The 19,224-nt window shown below is 53.0% G+C and carries 16 protein-coding genes; 4 read left to right on the top strand and 12 right to left on the bottom strand.

What is annotated here, in order from left to right:
• Positions 1-60: 60 nt before the first annotated feature.
• Positions 61-831 carry an SDR family NAD(P)-dependent oxidoreductase gene (locus ACQKE4_RS06470; protein WP_427387445.1) on the bottom strand — a complete coding sequence of 257 codons (771 nt, stop codon included), beginning with the start codon at positions 829-831 and terminating at the stop codon, positions 61-63.
• Positions 832-1,069: 238 nt separating this feature from the next.
• Here ACQKE4_RS06470 and ACQKE4_RS06465 point away from each other — a divergent pair, with 238 nt between their 5' ends.
• The 3 genes from ACQKE4_RS06465 to ACQKE4_RS06455 all read left to right on the top strand — a co-directional run bounded on the left by ACQKE4_RS06465 (position 1,070) and on the right by ACQKE4_RS06455 (position 5,175).
• Entirely contained in the window at positions 1,070-2,272 is a 1,203-nt protein-coding gene (locus ACQKE4_RS06465; RefSeq protein ID WP_427387444.1) for an ROK family protein, read from the top strand.
• Between the two features lie 146 nt (positions 2,273-2,418).
• The gene (locus tag ACQKE4_RS06460; RefSeq protein ID WP_427387443.1) at positions 2,419-3,996 is read left to right on the top strand and encodes an aldehyde dehydrogenase (NADP(+)); all 1,578 of its coding nucleotides are present in this window, start codon (positions 2,419-2,421) and stop codon (positions 3,994-3,996) included.
• Positions 3,997-3,999: 3 nt separating this feature from the next.
• Positions 4,000-5,175, top strand: a complete 1,176-nt coding sequence (locus tag ACQKE4_RS06455; protein WP_172420502.1) for a fumarylacetoacetate hydrolase family protein — start codon at positions 4,000-4,002, stop codon at positions 5,173-5,175.
• A 95-nt stretch (positions 5,176-5,270) separates the two neighbouring features.
• Here ACQKE4_RS06455 and glmS read toward each other — a convergent pair whose 3' ends face one another.
• The 4 genes from glmS to ACQKE4_RS06435 form a co-directional block, all read right to left on the bottom strand.
• Entirely contained in the window at positions 5,271-7,097 is a 1,827-nt protein-coding gene (glmS, locus tag ACQKE4_RS06450; RefSeq protein ID WP_427387442.1) for a glutamine--fructose-6-phosphate transaminase (isomerizing), read from the bottom strand.
• A 217-nt stretch (positions 7,098-7,314) separates the two neighbouring features.
• Positions 7,315-8,685: a bifunctional UDP-N-acetylglucosamine diphosphorylase/glucosamine-1-phosphate N-acetyltransferase GlmU gene (gene glmU / locus ACQKE4_RS06445; RefSeq protein ID WP_427387441.1), complete on the bottom strand. Its 1,371-nt coding sequence runs from the start codon at positions 8,683-8,685 to the stop codon at positions 7,315-7,317.
• A gap of 1 nt (position 8,686) precedes the next feature.
• Positions 8,687-9,778, bottom strand: a complete 1,092-nt coding sequence (locus ACQKE4_RS06440) for an FAD:protein FMN transferase (RefSeq protein WP_427387531.1) — start codon at positions 9,776-9,778, stop codon at positions 8,687-8,689.
• A 120-nt stretch (positions 9,779-9,898) separates the two neighbouring features.
• On the bottom strand, positions 9,899-10,699 hold the full coding sequence (locus ACQKE4_RS06435; RefSeq protein ID WP_427387440.1) for an undecaprenyl-diphosphate phosphatase: 801 nt from the start codon (positions 10,697-10,699) through the stop codon (positions 9,899-9,901).
• Positions 10,700-10,909: 210 nt separating this feature from the next.
• Between ACQKE4_RS06435 and ACQKE4_RS06430 the strand changes: the two genes are divergently transcribed.
• Positions 10,910-12,103 carry a cation diffusion facilitator family transporter gene (locus tag ACQKE4_RS06430; protein WP_427387439.1) on the top strand — a complete coding sequence of 398 codons (1,194 nt, stop codon included), beginning with the start codon at positions 10,910-10,912 and terminating at the stop codon, positions 12,101-12,103.
• 20 nt (positions 12,104-12,123) lie between these two features.
• Here ACQKE4_RS06430 and mgtE read toward each other — a convergent pair whose 3' ends face one another.
• From mgtE to ACQKE4_RS06395, 7 genes are all read right to left on the bottom strand, one after another.
• A complete protein-coding gene (gene mgtE / locus ACQKE4_RS06425) occupies positions 12,124-13,506 on the bottom strand; it encodes a magnesium transporter (RefSeq protein WP_427387438.1) in 1,383 nt (460 codons plus the stop codon).
• A gap of 211 nt (positions 13,507-13,717) precedes the next feature.
• The gene (locus tag ACQKE4_RS06420; RefSeq protein WP_427387437.1) at positions 13,718-14,146 is read right to left on the bottom strand and encodes a F0F1 ATP synthase subunit epsilon; all 429 of its coding nucleotides are present in this window, start codon (positions 14,144-14,146) and stop codon (positions 13,718-13,720) included.
• 24 nt (positions 14,147-14,170) lie between these two features.
• Complete coding sequence (gene atpD, locus ACQKE4_RS06415) at positions 14,171-15,550, bottom strand: F0F1 ATP synthase subunit beta (RefSeq protein ID WP_427387436.1); 1,380 nt, start codon at positions 15,548-15,550, stop codon at positions 14,171-14,173.
• A gap of 78 nt (positions 15,551-15,628) precedes the next feature.
• The gene (atpG, locus tag ACQKE4_RS06410; RefSeq protein WP_427387435.1) at positions 15,629-16,516 is read right to left on the bottom strand and encodes a F0F1 ATP synthase subunit gamma; all 888 of its coding nucleotides are present in this window, start codon (positions 16,514-16,516) and stop codon (positions 15,629-15,631) included.
• Positions 16,517-16,584: 68 nt separating this feature from the next.
• Entirely contained in the window at positions 16,585-18,129 is a 1,545-nt protein-coding gene (gene atpA, locus ACQKE4_RS06405) for a F0F1 ATP synthase subunit alpha (protein WP_427387434.1), read from the bottom strand.
• A gap of 16 nt (positions 18,130-18,145) precedes the next feature.
• Positions 18,146-18,682 (bottom strand): F0F1 ATP synthase subunit delta, encoded by a 537-nt coding sequence (locus ACQKE4_RS06400; RefSeq protein ID WP_427387433.1) that lies wholly within the window; start codon positions 18,680-18,682, stop codon positions 18,146-18,148.
• An 11-nt stretch (positions 18,683-18,693) separates the two neighbouring features.
• Positions 18,694-19,164, bottom strand: coding sequence for a F0F1 ATP synthase subunit B (locus ACQKE4_RS06395; protein ID WP_427387432.1), 471 nt, complete (start codon positions 19,162-19,164; stop codon positions 18,694-18,696).
• Between the last annotated feature and the right edge of the window lie 60 nt (positions 19,165-19,224).

Genomic DNA, 19,224 nt, shown 5'->3' with positions numbered 1-19,224 from the left:
TCTTCTTATTGTTAAATGGCATAAACACCTCTAGGTTCTCGTTACGAGCGTTTGTGCTGGTTAACCCCAGCCCCCATCTACACATAATTCTTGTCCCGTAATGGCGCTGCTTTCAGCACTTGCTAAAAACAGAACCGGCGGCGCGATATGCGTAGCTTCAAGACGCATTTTCAAACATTGGTGTGATTGGATATTTTTCTCGTCTTCTGGCCCGATCCACTTTTCAAGCTGGCGTTCGGTGATAATCGAGCCGGGTACCAGGGTGTTCACACGAATGTTGTGTACACCCAAGTCTCTTGCGAGGCTGCGCGTTAAACCATGCGCAGCCGCTTTAGCGGTCATGTAGGAGGAAAGATCTCCTATCGCCATGCGCACGCTGATAGAGCCAAAGTTAATAATCGAGCCACCACCGGCTTCTATCATTTGCGGTGCGGCGGCTTGTGCAGCAAAAAACATGGGGCGCAGGTTAAGTGACATGCGTTCATCCCAATAGGCAACATCCACATCCTGCCAGGAGTGACGGTCGTCGTTCGCCGCGTTGTTCACCAGGGTTTGGATTGGCCCCAGCGTCGCGCCTACATCGGCAATAATCTTTTGCAGTGCTTCTACATCACGAATATCGCAGTGATGGTAGTGCGGTGCTGAACCGGTTTCTGCGCTCAGTTCCTCTACTAGCGCGTTACTTGCCGCATCGTTAATATCGACAAACGCGACCTTTGCCCCTTGCTTATGGAAAGCACTGGTTAACGCAGCTCCGATACCGCTACCACCACCCGTAATAAAAACCACCTGCCCCTCAATACTTGGGTAAACAGCTGCGCTAGCACTCATGTCATCTCCACTTAGTTTTTTCTATTTACTAAAGGATACTGACTACCCATAGGGCTAATCTCAATGAGACCTTAGTTTAAAGTTTGGCCAAACCACCCCGACACCAGCGCAGCAGCACTGCCGTGGGTTGATGGTAACGGCTTCTGCATTAGAGTAGGCTGACATAAAAACTAGCTTGAAAAATCGCCGCTTATGTATATTTTTCAGCACCATCTAACTTGAGGATGTTGTCGTTTAAATGCCTACCCCACCCTCTTCACATAAAGCAGGTGACCTGCACTTTCTCAAGCGGCTCAACCGTAGCGCTATCCTTGAGCTGGTTCGCCGCAAGCCAGGAGTGACGCGTGCGGACATAGCAACACTAGCTCACCTCACCAAGGCCACAGTGGGCACTGCCGTTCAATCATTACTTAGGCAAGGCTGGTTGAAAGAAGGCGAGCTACAGAAAAGCAGCGGCGGCAGGCCAGGTAGAGCATTACATCTCAACAGCAACCATTACTTAATGTTGGGAGCTGAAGTCGGCGTTCATGGAATACGCATTGTCGCTTGCGCGCTCAGCGGCCAAGTACTGGCGTCGCACCACGAGCGTCTTTCACCAACCACGCCTGAAGCGACAGCAGAGTTACTCGCCACCCAACTAAAGACCATGCTGGGGTCAGCCCAGCTAGCCAACTATACCCCTCTGGGTATTGGCGTCGCGCTCCCTGGTCCTGTCGCTCCTGGGGAGCCTATTATTCGTTTAGCCCCCAACCTTGGCTGGCAAGATGTTCGCTTCTTGGATTTTGTACAAGCCAATCTACCTTCTTTCAATGGCATTTGGTTGATGGACAACGAGGCAAAATCTGCCGCTTTTGGGGAGATTTACTTTAGAACAGGGAAAATTCCTGAATCGCTCGCCTATATCAGCGCAGGTACGGGGATTGGTAGCGGCATGGTAGAAGGCAGTCATCCACCATTGGTCACGCGTGGTATTCAAGGCTTAGCAGGTGAAATTGGACACACCATCATGCAGCCCGGTGGCCTCTATTGCCATTGTGGAAATCGCGGCTGTGCTGAGACGCTTGTTAGCGGCTGGTCAATCCGCGCAAAACTCGGGATTTCAGAGGAAGAAGATCTGCTCGAAGCCTTGCTTCCGCGCCTGAATGAGGCGAACGTTCAAGCGGTTTTGCACCAAGCTGGCGAGGCGTTAGGCATCTTATTACTTAACGTGCATCACGCCCTGAACCCATCAGAGTTGGTACTTGGCGGCTCCCTTACCCAGCTTGGCTCCTCGCTAATGGAACCTGCCCTCAACTACTTTAAAGCTCACCAGAACCGCTTAGCAGGCCACTCCCACAAAGTGCCGTTACGGATCATTGAAGACTCAACGTTTGTATCCGCTCGTGGGGCGGCGGCCCAAGTCCTTGCTAGCATTATCCATGGTTCTAGCGAATTAATTTAAGGCTACCCATGTGCTTTAGCAGCTTTGCGACTAAAGTCGTCATTCAAGAATAAGTTAAGAGATTGAACTTATCTGTTGTGTAGCGCAGGATATTCATTACGTGTCTGTGCTTTTCACTATATTTTTATCCACAGCAGGAGGTTGGTATGACTCTGGAAGGCAAACTACTTATCGGCCAACAGGCCATCAGCGGCCAGCAGGCGGCTATTCATGCCATTAACCCCGCCACCGGTGAAACCCTGGAACCCGCCTACCTGGGCGGTAGCAAGGACGATGTCGAGCGCGCCTGTGCGCTGGCCGAGGTAGCGTTTGATACCTACCGTGAAACCGGCTTGGAAGAGCGCGCGACCTTCCTGGAAACCATCGCCACCGAAATCGAAGCGATTGGCGATGAGTTGATTGAGCGCGCGATGGCCGAAACCGGTCTGCCCCGCGCCCGTTTGGAAGGCGAGCGTGGCCGTACCTGCGGACAGTTGCGCTTGTTTGCATCCGTTGTTCGCGCAGGCGAGTGGCTGGATGTACGCATTGACCCGGCACTGCCGGATCGTGCGCCGCTGCCGCGTGCGGATTTGCGCCAGCGTCAGATTCCGCTCGGCCCGGTGGCTGTGTTTGGTGCCAGCAACTTCCCGCTGGCGTTCAGTGTGGCCGGTGGTGATACCGCTTCTGCCTTGGCGGCGGGCTGCCCGGTGGTGGTGAAGGGCCATTCGGCGCACCCGGGTACCTCTGAACTGGTGGGTCGCGCCATTCAGCGTGCGGTTGCCAAGTGCAACTTGCCAGAGGGTGTGTTCTCGCTGCTGTTCGGTTCTGGCCGTGAGATTGGTCAAGCCTTGGTGGCTAACGCTCACATTCAGGCCGTGGGCTTTACCGGTTCGCGCAGCGGTGGTACTTCGCTGATGGCGACTGCCCAAGCACGTCCCCAGCCGATCCCGGTCTACGCCGAGATGAGTTCTATCAACCCGGTTTTCTTGCTGCCGGAAGCACTGAAAGCGCGCGGTAAAGCGATTGCCGAAGGCTTTGTAGCATCCCTCAACATGGGCGCGGGGCAGTTCTGTACTAGCCCTGGCTTGGTAATTGCCGTTCAAGGTCCTGAACTGGATGCCTTTGTGGAAGCCGCTGGCGAAGCAGTGAAAGCCAGCGCCGCGCAAACCATGCTGACGCCGGGCGTACATGATGCCTATGAGCAAGGCGTTCAGCGCCTCTCCCACAACGCGCAAGTGACCGAAGTCGCACGCGGTCAAGCCGGTGAAACCGCGCATCCGTGTCAGGCGGGGCTGTTTGTGACCCAGGCAGAGGCGTTCTTAAGTGATCCGGCGCTGCAAGAAGAAATCTTTGGCTCCACATCTCTCGTGGTTGCTTGTGCAGATACCGAGGAAGTCGCCCGCGTAGCGGCTCAGATCGAAGGCCAGCTAACAGTGACTCTCCAGATGGACGATGGCGACTTGGCTGCCGCGCAACAACTGCTGTCCACCCTAGAGCGCAAAGCAGGGCGTATACTCGCTAATGGCTGGCCGACCGGCGTAGAAGTATGCCACGCCATGGTACATGGCGGCCCCTTCCCAGCAACCTCAGATGCCCGTACCACCTCTGTCGGCAGCGCAGCGATTTTCCGCTTCCTGCGCCCGGTATGCTACCAAGCGCTGCCGGAAGGCTTGCTGCCGGAAGCCCTGCGCGACGGCAACCCTTATGGGGTTTCACGTCTGGTTGACGGCAATCGAGAGGTATAAGCCTTGAATACAACGCTAACTATCGCTGATTACCTTCCCCAGGATATTGATAACGCTTTATTGGTGGGGCGGGTATGGCGTGATGACGGACTCACCGGCCCCGCGTTGGTGGTCATCCGCGCAGGTGAGGTCTTCGACATCTCTGCCCACGTTGACTGCATGGCGGACCTGCTGGATGGCGACAACGTCAGCCAGTTCGTGCGTACGGTGGAAGGCGAGCCGTTAGGCTCCGTTGCCACACTGCTGCAAAACTCGCTGGCAGAGCCAGCGGTTGCGCCTTACTTGCTGGCCCCTTGCGACATTCAGGCCATCAAAGCCTGCGGCGTTACCTTTGCGGTTAGCCTGCTTGAGCGCGTTATCGAAGAGCAGGCCGGCGGCAACGCTAATAAAGCTAGCCAGCTACGCGCGGAACTTAACGAGTTAATTGGCCAGGATCTATCGCGCATTAAACCCGGTTCAGAAGAAGCTGAGACACTGAAAGCCACGCTACAAGCAAGAGGCGCTTGGTCCCAATACATGGAAGTAGGATTAGGCCCCGACGCGGAAGTATTTACCAAATCACAACCGCTCTCGGCGGTTGGCTTTGGTAGCCGCGTCGGCTTACACCCCGCTTCCAAATGGAATAACCCAGAGCCGGAAATCGTGTTAGCGGTGGATTCCCAAGGCAACCCCAAAGGTGCCACGCTGGGTAATGACGTTAACTTACGCGATATAGAAGGCCGTAGCGCCCTGTTGTTAGGCAAAGCGAAAGACAACAACGCTTCCTGCTCGATTGGGCCATTTATCCGTATTTTTGACGATCACTACACGCTTGATGATGTGCGTAAGGCGCAGGTATCGCTGCGTATCGAAGGCAAAGACGATGACTTTTTGCTTGAAGGTCAAAGCGATATGCTAAAAATCAGCCGCGATCCTCTCGACCTGGTTCAGCAAACGATTGGCAAACACCATCAATACCCTGATGGTTTTATGCTCTTCCTTGGCACCATGTTCTCACCCATTCAAGACCGTGGTGGCGAAGGGCAAGGGTTCACGCACCATGTGGGTGATCGTGTCACCATCTCCACGCCATCCCTGGGTGCGCTGGTGAACCATGTTGACTACTCCGATCAACTAGCGCCCTGGACCTTTGGTATCCGCAGCTGGCGGCAACACCTCGCGAATAAACATTCTCGCTAAACAACGCAACGGCTAAATACATGTTCTCCTTATTTAGCCGTTGGTTTTTCCTTCCTTAATTTCCCTTCTATTCGCTACGCCTCTATTCCATACCGTTACTCCACAGTAACGCTCTTGGCGAGGTTACGCGGCTGGTCCACATCGGTACCTTTGAGTACTGCCACATGGTAGCTCAATAGCTGCAGGGGAAGGGTATACAGCAGTGGTGCTAATGCTTCATGAACATGCGGCAATTCAATTACTTGAATATTGTCTTGCGGCTTAATACCTACGTTTTCATCTGCAAATACAAACAGCTGACCGCCGCGGGCACGGACTTCCTGCAGGTTGGATTTTAGCTTTTCCAACAGGTCATCATTGGGCGCGACCGAAATTACCGGCATCTCGCTATCTACCAGCGCCAGCGGCCCGTGCTTTAACTCGCCTGCGGGATAGGCTTCTGCGTGAATATAGGAAATCTCTTTAAGCTTGAGCGCACCTTCCATTGCAATCGGGTAGTGGGCACCGCGGCCTAAGAAAAGGGCATGATTTTTTTCCGCAAACGCCTGGGCAAGCGCTTCAATTTGGCTATCTAACGTCAGTACTCGCTGACACACCTCAGGCAACGTACGCAGTGCTGCAATAATCTCGGGATATTCGCTCTGGCCTTTGGCTTTACTTACCGAAAGCGTCAATAGCATTAACGCCACCAGCTGGGTGGTAAAGGCCTTGGTAGACGCCACGCCAATTTCAGGGCCTGCACGGGTCATCAGGGTAATATCGGATTCACGCACCAGCGAGCTGCCGGGCACGTTACAGATCGCCAGGGTACCCACATAGTCGAGGGTTTTAGCAAAGCGCAGCGCGGCTAGTGTGTCGGCAGTTTCACCCGACTGGGAGAGGGTGACAAACAGCGTGCCTTCGGGCACGACCGGGTGGCGGTAGCGGTACTCAGAGGCTACCTCTACCTGTACCGGCACACCGGCGTAACGTTCAAGCCAGTAACGGGCCACGAGGCCTGCATGGTAGCTGGTGCCGCAGGCGATGATATGCACGTAGCGGGTACGCTGGAAAAGTGCCTGGGCGTCCGGACCAAAGCTTTCTACTAATACGCTTTGGGCACTCAATCGGCCTTCTAAAGCCGCCTGGATCATGGTCGGCTGTTCAAAAATTTCTTTTAACATGTAGTGACGATATTCGCCCTTACTGGCTGCGCCATCGCCATGTTCAAAGATATGAATAGGGCGTTCTACATCAATACCGTGACGATCTACAATGCGAATAGCGCCCAACCCGCACAGCTCTACCAGGTCACCCTCTTCAAGATAAATAAAGCGATCCGTTACCGGTAGCAGCGCCAGCGGGTCAGAGGCTAAAAAGGCTTCATTAATTCCGACACCCACTACCAGCGGGCTACCCTGACGGGCACCCACCACTACCCCTGGCTCTTTAGCACTCATTACCCCTAGCGCATAAGCACCGCCCAAGCCGTTAACAATCTGTTGGGTGGCTTCAAACAGCGTCAGCCCCTCCGAGAGCTTTTCAGACAGTAAGTGAGCAATCACTTCAGTGTCGGTTTCAGAGCTAAACTGATAGCCGCTGCTTTGGAGGTTATCTTTTATGCGCTCATAGTTCTCAATAATACCGTTATGCACTACGGCAACCTGATTACTACTATGGTGCGGGTGCGCGTTGGCTTCAGAAGGTTTGCCGTGAGTTGCCCAGCGCGTATGAGCGATACCTGTGAAACCAGGCAGTGCGGTATTATCAAGCTGTGCAGCCAACGCCGCCACTTTACCTACCGCCCGATGCCGGGTTAACACGCCCTCATTAAACACCGTCATACCCGCCGAGTCGTACCCGCGATACTCCAGCCGTTTAAGTCCTTCTAATAAAATCTCTTGGACGTTGCGCTGGGCAACGGCGGCAACAATGCCACACATGACGACTCTCCTGAGCTGTTAACCAGAGCTATTAACCAGAGCTATTAATCAGAGCTCTTCATAAAAACATTCAACCCACCCGCAAAGACGGTATATCAGCAGCAACAGAATACACATACTCTGTTTTAATGATTCTTAGCACTATTTTTAAAATGTTCATTAAGAACCTTTTATAGAGCTCTCTTTGAGAGCGTTCTTTAAGAGCTCTCTTTAAGAACTATGGCTCTGTGCGCTTACTGGGGCGTAACCAATCAATTTTTTCTAACTGTCGACTTCGTGTCACCGCCAAGGCGTAGTCGGCAACGTCCTTAGCGATTGTTGAACCCGCTCCTACCGTCGCTCCTTTGCCTATTGTGACTGGGGCCACTAACGCGGTGTTAGAACCGATAAAGGCTTGATCGCCAATCTCGGTACGGTACTTATTTGCACCGTCATAATTGCAGGTAATGGTGCCCGCCCCTACGTTTACATCACGCCCTAAATGAGCGTCACCAACATAACTTAAGTGGTTAATTTTGCTGCCTTCGCCAACTTCAGCATTTTTTGTTTCGACAAAATTACCCACTTTGGCTTTTACCGCTAACCGCGTACCAGGGCGTAACCGGGCAAAAGGACCAATTTGGTTAATGCCCGCCGCGACGGTACCGTCTATCACGCTGTGGGTATCTATAACGCTTTCCGCACCAATCTTACTGTTTTTAATCACGCAGTAAGGACCAATGCGTACGCCTTCGCCAAGCTCAACATCACCTTCAAACACGCAACCCACGTCGATAAACACATCGTGGCCGCAGACTAAGCGCCCACGTACATCCAGGCGTGCAGGGTCAGCAAGCGCGACGCCCTGATCCATTAATTTATCGGCAAGCTTTAGTTGATAAGTGCGCTCTAAGCGGGCCATTTGCGCCCGGTTGTTGACGCCTTCTACTTCTACAGTGGTGGCAGGCTGGGCGGTACGCACGTTAATACCCTCTTCCGTCGCCATAGCAATGACATCCGTCAGGTAATACTCACCCTGGGCATTATTTGATGAGAGCTGTGGCAACCAGCGTTTTAGCTGCGCGCTGGTCATCGCCATTATGCCGGTATTGCACTCCTTGATGGCGAGCTGGGTGCTGGTAGCATCTTTTTGCTCAATAATCGCTACCGCATTCCCAGCTGCGTTGCGCACAATCCGTCCATAGCCGGAGGGATCATCAAGGGTCACCGTTAGCAACCCCATATGCTGCTCATCGACATGGGCTAGAAGCTCAACTAACGATTCGCGCTTTAAAAGCGGCACATCACCATAAAGAATTAATACCTTACCGGTACCTAACTGTTCAAGCGCTTGTGCAACTGCGTGCCCAGTACCCTTCTGTTCAGCTTGAACAGCAAACTGCACTGAATTTTCAGCCAGCGCAACGCGCAGCTTTTCAGCGCCATGACCAATCACCACATGGGTGCGGTCAGGATGCAGCGTTGAGGCGGTATCCAACACATGCTGCACCATCGGCTTGCCTGCCAAGGTATGGAGCACTTTGGGGGTTTGCGAACGCATACGCGTGCCTTTACCCGCCGCGAGAATGACGACATCCAGTTCATGCATTTTATTCACCTGTTACGAGTTGATCGACGGGCACGGTAGGTTGCAGCGTTGGGTCTAGCGTTCTCGAAGGTGCTGGAAGTTGTTCAATACCCAACTCATTCACCAGCGCGTCACCAAAAACATTAACAAATTCAGGGCTAGCAATGCTCTGCCACGCTTCTCCGTTGCGAATAAGCAGCAATACTTTGAGATTATTATCTACAGCTATCTGCATAGCCTCATCCTCACCCACAACCATGAGCGCGGTTGCCCACGCATCGGCCCATGCATTAGAGGGGTGAAAAACGGATACCGATACGAGGCGATGGACAACGGGCTGGCCCGTACGCGGGTCAATAGTATGAGAGAACCGCTCACCATCCACTTCAAAATAGTTGCGATAGTCACCAGAGGTAGCCACCGACATATTCTCCAGCGGGATAATATGTTGCGCTCGCTGCTGCCCATCCTCAGGCACTTCAATACCAATGCGCCATGGCGTTTGCTCTTCTGTATCGCGCTGCCCCTTGGCAATTAGGTCACCACCTAAATTGACTAAATAGTGTTTCATACCCTGCTGGTCTAAATACGCAGCCACACGATCAGTGGCATGACCTTTAGCCACGCCGGAAAGATCAACAAACACATCGCGGGTACGCCGGGCCTGCATTGCTTGGGTATCGATCTCGACCGCATCAAAGCCAACCTTCGCGAGCTGTTCGGCCAAGGCTTCATCGGAAGGCACGGTTTCCGGTCGTGAACCCGGTCCAAAACTCCATAAATTAACCACGTCACCAACCGTAATATCGAAGGCGCCATGGCTGGCCTCAGCCACCGATTGGCTAATCGCCAATACTTCGATGAGCTCATTAGAGAGCGGCTGCCACTCTTCCAGCGGGGCCTCGTTAAAGGCAATCAGTTCAGCATCATCTCGGTAGGTGGACATCGCTTGATCAACGCTTTCAAGCTCTGCCAAGAACCCCTCTTCCAACGCCTGTGATTGCCCCAGCGTTAGCGAATCCATAATGGTCAGCTGATAAAAAGAGCCAAAAATATTGCCCTCAAAACGTACCGGCGACTCTAACGGGCGATCATTTTCTGAACAGCCCGCCATGACCAGCGCCACCAACAGCAGCGAGCTTCCCCACCCAACCTTGCGCCCAACACTCTGTTTACTAAAAGACGTTTGCCCACCAGAGTTGTTCATAGCTGCTTTGCCCTAAAAATGAAGCACTTAAAAATGAAAGAACCATAGCAGCCAAGCGCCAAACAGCACGCGATAGATAACAAAGGGCTGCATTCCCAATTTTTTGATGATCACTAAGAAGTAATGGATACATACATACGCGCTTACGCCTGATAGCAGTGTCCCTACTAACATGGCTATCCATTCAACCTCTTGTGGCGCGCGTATTATACCGACCACTTCCAAACCACCGGCTAAAACAATCACCGGTATAGAGAGAAGAAAAGAAAACCGTGCAGCACCTTCACGACTCATGCCTACCAACAGGGCCGCTGTCATGGTGATGCCTGAGCGCGATGTGCCCGGAATGAGTGCCAGCGCCTGCGCACCACCAATAATCAACACATCTTTTAAGCTCAATTGGTATTCGCTAAGTGTGCCCCGCTTACGCCAGTCCGCATAACCCAACAATAGCCCGAAACCCATTAAGCTGATGCCGATAATGAGCGTAGAACGCATATAATGAGAAATAACATCGTGCAGCAGTAGGCCAATAATACTCACGGGAAGCGTTGCCAGCACTACCCAAAAAGCGAGCCGCGCATCCTGATCCACCCCTTTACCGCCAATGGCAGCCAGGCTGCTGGTCACCATTTGCCATATTTCCTGGCGAAAATAGATCACCACAGCAGACAAGCTACCTAAATGCAGCGCAACATCAAATGCCAGTCCTTGATCTTCCCAGGCTGTCAGCACAGGCACCAAAATCAGGTGGGCAGAGCTAGAAATGGGCAAAAACTCAGTTAATCCCTGTACAACGGCTAGCATCACCACCTGAAGCCAATCCATAGATAATCCTGTGTATAAAAACAATTTCATGATTTGCAATGGCGCTTAAGGATACACATCCACGAATTCATTGTCCGCCACTGCTGCAACTATCCTCTAACAACATTAAAAGACCTGATTCACCATCAATACTAGGGGAAGCTATAGAGGATGAAGCTGAGTGCGCTACAATAGGCACCTATTGAAAGTGTGCGCCCTTGCAAGGTACCCATGACTCAGACCATCGAAACATCAGTGGTTCAAAACCAAGAGCTACAAAGCCAAGATGCCAAGCGTGTCACCTATATTGGCGCGTGGCTTGATGCTGTGTTGAGTATCGTCAAAGTGACGATTGGATTTATGGTCGGTTCCGCCGCGCTGATCGCTGATGGTATTCACTCCCTGTCTGATTTAGTCACCGATGGCTTTGTCCTGGCGGCTATTCATTATGGGCGCCAAGAGCCCGATAAAGATCACCATTACGGCCATGGTCGTATCGAAACACTTACCACACTGCTGTTGGGCAGCGTACTGATTTTCGTGGCAGGGGGCATCGCCTGGTCAAGTCTGCATCGCCTGTTTAGTGGTACGGAGGTCAGCGCACCTGGCTTACTGGCGATTGTGATTACAGTGATCGCGCTGTTTAGCAAAGAGTGGATTTTCCGCTACACCATGCGGGTTGCCAAGCGGGTAAATTCGAAATTACTCGAAGCCAACGCCTGGCATTCGCGCAGCGATGCGTTATCCACCGCCGTGGTGCTGGTGGCCTTGGTGGGTGCCCAGTTTGGGCTAGGTTGGTTAGACGCTGTGGCCGCCATTATTGTCGGCTTATTAGTCGGTAAAGTGGGCTTGGACTTGCTGTGGGAATCCGCCCGTGAGCTGGTTGATACCGCGTTATCCGTTGATGTACAGAATCAGATGCACGATGTCGCCCGTAGCGTACCGGGGGTGGATAGCGTGCATGATCTGCGCACACGCCAATCAGCTGGCTGGGTAATGGTCGATCTGCATGTGGTCGTGGGCCCTAAAATAACCGTTTCAGAAGCCCATGAAATCGGCAACGAAGTTAGCCGCCGCTTGCGCCACGAATTTCCCGCACTCACCGATGTGATATTTCACGTCGACCCAGAAGATGATGCAGGCGCAGGCGACCCAAGCCGCCTACCCGGATTACCCCTGCGTCCTGAAGTCGAAGCAGCGCTTGATGCCCGTTGGTATACCCACCCGGTGTGGCGTACGCTGAATGAGCTTCAGTTGCACTATTTAGATGACAAGGTATCCGTCTCACTGATCATTGATGATGCGGTTAACCAGCCACCCCAGTGTCTCGCAAGCCAGCTAAAAGCGCTGGCTTACGATATTGAGTGGCTGGGTCATGTAGAAGTGATGTTCATTACTCGCGCCGCCAGCAGTACAATGCGCTAGATTTTATACAAATGGTTGCCTTACAACCCCGAGAGCAATGCTGTTGCAATGGTGAAGTAGATCACTACCCCTGAGGCATCAATCAAGGTGGTTACCAACGGTGCCGATGCCGTAGCGGGGTCGACCTTAAAGCGTTCTAGTACGAACGGTAGGCACATCCCCAGCAGGCTACCAAACAGCACGATGGTAACCATGCTCAAGGCAACGACCATTGCTAGCGCCTCACCGCCGCGCATGATCCCGATAGGTGTGACGGCAATGGCCATCGTGATACCCAACGCTCCCGCCACTAATAACTCGCGGCCAAGTAATTTACTCCAATCTTTAACGCCTACATCGCCGGTTGCCATACCACGTACCATCAACGTAGCCGCCTGGGCACCGGCATTACCACCACTACCGATCAGCAGCGGTAAAAAGAATACCAGGGCCACTTGAGCCGCAATAGTCTCTTCAAAATAGGCAATCCCGGCACCCGAAAACAGGTTGGCAAATACCAGCAGTACCAACCACGTCACCCGCTTGCGGTAGAGACTCCAGAGCGGTACACGGCTAACGCCATCTTCCAGTTGGCCGATCGACATCCCTTTATGGAAATCCTCGGTAGCTTCCGATTCGGCCACATCCATCGCGTCATCGTGGGTCACTATCCCCACCATTCGGCCATCGCTATCAATTACCGGCAACGCTAGCAAATCGTAACGCGCGACAATACGGGCGACTTCTTCCTGCTCTTCATCGACTGGTGTACTGATGACATCTTTAATCATGATGTCATCCACCAAGGCACCGGGACGCGCCACCATCAATTGGCGCAACGACATGGTGCCAATCAAATGCCCTTCACTATCCAGCACATACAATTGATAAACTGTTTCCGCATCAGGGGCTGTTTGGCGTACCCGCATCATTGCTTGAGACACCGTCATGCCACTGGCTATGGCGACATAGTCAGAGGTCATAATGGCGCCCGCGGTGCCCTCTTCGTAGCTGGCAAGCCGCTTTAAATCTTCACGCTCCTGATGAGCCATACGCCGCAACAGCGCTTCACGTCGGTCTTCATCTAATAAATTAAATAGATCGGCCCGTTCATCCGACCCCATCTCTTCCAGTAACTTGAGTACTTGGGTATCACCCAACTCACCGACGACTTCAAGCTGGCTTTCTCCAGGCAAGTAGCCCAGCACATTAGCGGCACGCTCGGCAGGCAAAATATCCAATAACGAAAGCGCCGCGGGCAGCTCTTCATCTTCTTCAATCATCTCTTCAAGCACTTCACCAATATCCGCTGAGCGGGTTTCGGCTAGGCGCAACGAGAGCAGCGATTTACTTGGCGCTTCCTTGGCCAATTCGTCGAGCAGCTCGGCTTTTAATTCCTGTAGGTTTTCATCATTCAGTGCCATGGCTCTCCCCTTCACGCTGACAAACTGACAAACATTTTGCTGAAAACTTGATGCTAAAAACTTGATGCTGAAAACAACGTACTTAAAAAAATGTGCTGCTGATTTAGCACATCATGATACTGATCCAATGTACAGACAGACAAAAAAAACGCCCCTTAAACCCTTTTTAGCGGGTTCAAGGAGCGTTGGTCACACGCTAAGCGCGTGGTGGTTAGCCTTTACCCGCCTTTTTGCGCAGTTGCTGGATCGTTCGCAGCTGTGCAACGGCTTCGGCAAGCTCAGCGGCCGCTCGGGTATAATCGAGCTCCGTTGACTTCTCATTAAAGGCTTTCAGCGCTTGCTGACGCGCTTCTTCGGCTGCTGCCTCATTGAGATCGGTGGCACGCGAAGCAGCATCGGCCAAGATGGTCACGACATCCGGCTGGACTTCCATGAAGCCACCCGAGACAAAGAAGTTCTCTTCCTTGCCATCGTCGTGGATCACGCGGATTGGACCCGGCTGAAGCTCAGTCAACAACGGGGCGTGACCCGGTAGAATACCCAGGTCACCCATAATCCCGGAAGCCACTACCTGCTCAACTTTACCTGAGAAGATAGATGCTTCAGCGCTGACGATATTGCATGTGAAGCTATTCGCCATAGCGAATCCCCCTAATGGACGGGATTACTTCTTCATCTGGTTGGCTTTATCGACGGCTTCGTCGATTGAACCGACCATGTAGAAGGCCTGTTCCGGCATATCGTCGTATTCGCCAGCAAGAATGCCCTGGAAGCCACTGATCGTGTCTTTCAGAGAAACATACTTACCTGGTGAACCGGTGAATACCTCAGCTACGAAGAACGGCTGCGACAAGAAGCGCTGGATTTTACGCGCACGGGATACGGCCAGCTTATCTTCATCAGACAGCTCGTCCATACCCAGAATCGCAATAATATCCTTAAGCTCTTTGTAGCGCTGAAGCACGTTCTGTACACCGCGCGCGGTGGCATAGTGCTCTTCACCAACGACTAGCGGGTCCAACTGACGCGAGGTGGAGTCCAGCGGATCGATTGCCGGATAAATACCCAATTCGGCGATAGAACGTGCCAGTACCACGGTCGCATCAAGGTGCGAGAAGGTGGTCGCCGGAGACGGGTCAGTCAAGTCATCCGCAGGTACGTAAACGGCTTGTACGGAAGTGATAGAACCGGTCTTGGTCGAGGTGATACGTTCTTGCAGAACGCCCATCTCTTCGGCCAGCGTCGGCTGGTAACCTACGGCTGAAGGCATACGGCCCAACAGTGCAGATACTTCGGTACCGGCCAAGGTGTAACGGTAGATATTGTCGACGAACAGTAGTACGTCGCGGCCTTCATCACGGAATTTCTCAGCGATGGTCAGGCCGGTCAGTGCTACGCGCAAACGGTTACCCGGCGGCTCGTTCATCTGACCGTAAACCAGCGATACCTTATCGATAACGTTGGATTCAGTCATTTCGTGATAGAAGTCATTACCCTCACGCGTACGCTCACCTACACCGGCGAATACAGAGTAGCCGCTGTGCTCGGTGGCGATGTTGCGGATAAGCTCCATCATGTTAACGGTTTTACCTACACCGGCGCCGCCGAACAGGCCAACTTTACCACCCTTGGCAAACGGGCAGACCAAGTCGATAACCTTGATACCTGTTTCCAGTAGCTCGTTAGAGGCTGCTTGGTCGGCATAGCTCGGTGCTTTACGGTGGATCGGCATACGCTCTAACTCACCGATCGGACCCGCTTCGTCAATCGGTTCACCGAGAACGTTCATGATCCGGCCTAGCGTTTCCTTACCCACGGGTACGGAAATGGCGGCACCCGTGTTGGTAACCTCCATGCTACGCTTTAGACCCTCAGTGGAGCCCATGGCGATGGTGCGCACCACGCCGTCGCCCAGCTGCTGCTGGACTTCGAGGATAGTCTCAACATTGGAGACCTTTAGCGCGTCGTAGACCTTGGGCACGGTGTCCCGCGGAAACTCTACGTCAATCACCGCGCCGATGATTTGTACGATACGTCCGCTCATCTTGGTTCCTCTCTAAAACCTGCAAATGAAACCTGTCTGCCGGGAGCCATCTTAAAAAAGATGTAGGCTCTCTAGGCGTTATACGGCAGCAGCGCCGCCGACGATCTCAGAAATTTCCTGGGTGATGGCAGCCTGACGGGCCTTGTTGTACACCATCTCCAGATCGTCGATCAGGCCGCCCGCGTTGTCAGTGGCACTTTTCATAGCGATCATTCGGGCTGCTTGTTCGCAGGCACCGTTTTCCACTACCGCCTGATACACCTGCGATTCGATGAAACGAACCAACAGGCTATCGAGCAGCGCCTTGGCATCCGGTTCATACAGGTAGTCCCAGCTTCCGGGACGGGCGTTTTCGTTGTCGTGCTCAGCGTCTGCACCCATATCAGGTGACAGCGGAAGAAGCTGACGAACCACCGGCTTTTGGGTCATGGTGTTCACAAATTCGTTATACACCACATACAGCCGGTCAAGACGTCCTTCATCGTATGCTTCGAGCATGACCTTAATACTGCCGATCAACCCCGCAACCGTGGGGGATTCACCTAAACCACTTTTCGCCGCTACCAAATTACCGCCGTAGTTACGGAAAAAGCTGCTGGCTTTAGCACCTAGAGCGCAAAAATCAAGCTCTGCGCCCTGCTTTTTCCAACTGACGGCCTCTTTGATCAAGGCTTTAAAAAGGTTGTGGTTCAAGCCACCGCACAGTCCACGATCGGTAGACACCACGATATAACCAACGCGACTTACCTCTTCCCGCTCGACCATATAGTCGTGCTGGTATTCAGGGTTCGCGCCGGCAATGTGGCCTACCACATTGCGGATCTGCCTGGCGTAAGGCTGACCAGCTTTCATCAGATCTTGCGCTTTACGCATTTTCGACGCAGCCACCATTTCCATGGCACTGGTAATCTTCTGCGTATTTTTAATGCTCCCGATCTGGGTGCGTATCTCTTTTGCAGCTGCCATAGCGATCTACCCTTCGTTCGTGGCTCACAGAAAGCATGTAAGCCCGCCTATTAAAGGCGGGCCAGACATTACCAGCTCTGAGTCGCCTTGAACTTCTCGAGACCCGACTTCAAGCCGTCTTGAATCTCGCCATTGTAGTCGCCGGTCTGGTTGATCTTGTCGATTAGTTCGCTGTGTTCGGACTTCATGTAATCGTGCAGGGCACGTTCAAAGTCCAACACTTTGGGTACTTCGACATCATCCAGGTAACCTTCGTTGGCGGCGTACAGCGAAAGCGCCATTTCTGCTACCGACATCGGCGAGTATTGGTTCTGCTTCATCAACTCAGTGACACGTTGGCCGTGTTCAAGCTGCTTACGCGTGGCTTCATCCAGATCAGAAGCAAACTGCGAGAATGCCGCCAGTTCACGGTACTGAGCCAGGGCCAGACGAACACTACCGCCCAGCTTTTTGATGATCTTAGTCTGTGCCGCACCACCTACACGAGAAACTGACAGACCTGCGTTAATCGCCGGACGAATACCGGAGTTAAACAGGTTGGTTTCCAGGAAGATCTGACCATCGGTGATCGAGATCACGTTGGTCGGTACGAATGCAGAAACGTCGCCACCCTGGGTTTCGATGATCGGCAGCGCGGTTAAAGAACCGGTCTTGCCTGTCACTTCACCGTTGGTGAACTTCTCAACATAGTCGACGTTGACGCGCGCAGCACGCTCAAGCAGACGCGAGTGGAGATAGAACACGTCACCGGGATAAGCTTCACGGCCTGGCGGACGACGCAGCAGCAGCGATACCTGACGGTAAGCCACGGCCTGCTTGGAGAGATCGTCATACACAATCAAGGCGTTCTCACCGCGGTCGCGGAAGTATTCGCCCATGGTGCAGCCAGAGTAAGGTGCTAAGAACTGCATTGGCGCAGGGTCGGCAGCGCCGGCCGCGACAACAATGGTGTGACCCATGGCGCCGTGCTCTTCGAGCTTGCGCACAACGTTAGCAATGGTCGACTGCTTCTGACCAATCGCCACGTAAACACAGGTAACGCCTTTGCCTTTCTGGTTGATGATCGCATCGATGGCAATAGCGGACTTACCAATCTGACGGTCACCGATGATCAACTCACGCTGACCACGGCCAATCGGCACCATGGCGTCGATAGACTTAAGACCGGTTTGAATCGGCTCATCAACAGACTGACGCGTGATAACGCCCGGCGCTACTTTCTCAACGGCGTCGGTCATTTTAGCGTTAATGTCGCCTTTGCCATCAATGGGATTACCCAGGGCATCGACAACACGTCCAATCAGCTCAGGGCCTACTGGCACTTCGAGAATACGACCGGTACAGGTAGCGGTCATGCCCTCTTCAAGCTGCAGGTAGTCACCCAGCACGACGGCACCTACGGAGTCACGCTCCAGGTTAAGTACCATGCCAAAAATGCTGTTGGGGAATTCAATCATTTCACCAAACATTGCGTCTTCGAGGCCGTGAATTTTCACGATACCGTCAGAAACGCTAACGATGGTGCCCTGATTACGGGCTTCAGATGCGACGTCAAGCTTCTCAATTCGCTGCTTGATGATGTCGCTGATCTCGGAAGGATTCAGTTGCTGCATGCCATGTCCCTCAGACTCAAGCGGTTAGCGCTTCGGAAAGGCGGTTCAATCGACCACGTACCGACCCGTCAATAACGGTGTCGCCAGCACGCAGGATCACACCGCCGATAAGCGACTTGTCCACTTGAGTAGTAATGGAGATTTCGCGATTCAGACGTTTCTTGAGCGCGTTCGCTAGCTTGGTTTTCTGTTTACTGTCGAGCTTGTAAGCAGAGGTGACGTTCACTTCAATACGCTGCTCATGCTCGGCACGCAGGTGCTCGAACTGTTCAGCAATCGATTTAAGTGACATCAGCCGACCTTGGTCCGCCAAAACGACTAAAAAACGGTTTAAAGCGTCGTCCTGCTCACCTGGCACCATGCCAGTAAGCAGGGATACTTTTTTATCGTTTTCAAGTGTTGGGTTACCCAGCAAACGACGAACATCGCTGTCTGCTACCACAACGCTTAAAAAATTAAGCGATTGTGACCAGCTATCAAGCGCATCATGATCACGCGCGTATTCAAACGCCGCTTTAGCGTAAGGACGAGCGACGGTCAGTAATTCCGCCATGGTTCACCTCCTTACAGTTCAGCGGCAAGCTCATCAAGTAACTTGCGATGTGCTTGTTCGTCGACCGAAGCTTGTAGAACACGCTCGGCACCAATAATGGCAAGAGTAGAGACCTGAGCACGAAGCTCGTCTTTTGCACGGTTCAATTCTTGCTCAATTTCAGAACGTGCACTCGCTACTAGGCGCTCGCCTTCGGCGCGGGCTTGCTCGCGGGCTTCTTCAATCATCTGGGCAGAGCGTTTGTTGGCCTGCTCAAGAATCTGAGAAGCTTGCTCCTTGCTTTCACGCAGCGTTTGTTCTGCCCGTTCTTGAGCAAGCTCAAGGTCGCGGGTAGCACGGCTGGCTGCGTCCAAGCCATCAGCAATTTTCTTCTGACGCTCGTGAAGCGCGTTGCTGATCGGAGGCCACACATACTTTATGCAAAACCAGACAAAGATCGCGAAGGCGATCGTCTGCCCGATAAGCGTCATGTTGATATTCACAGGAATGTACCTCTGACAAGTTCGTGGCGACCGGAGTGAAACAAAACCGAGCGCTTAGCG

It is taken from the genome of Halomonas sp. NPDC076908 (genome assembly GCF_050269715.1).
Taxonomy (GTDB): domain Bacteria; phylum Pseudomonadota; class Gammaproteobacteria; order Pseudomonadales; family Halomonadaceae; genus Vreelandella.
This window is presented reverse-complemented; position numbering and strand designations above follow the sequence as displayed.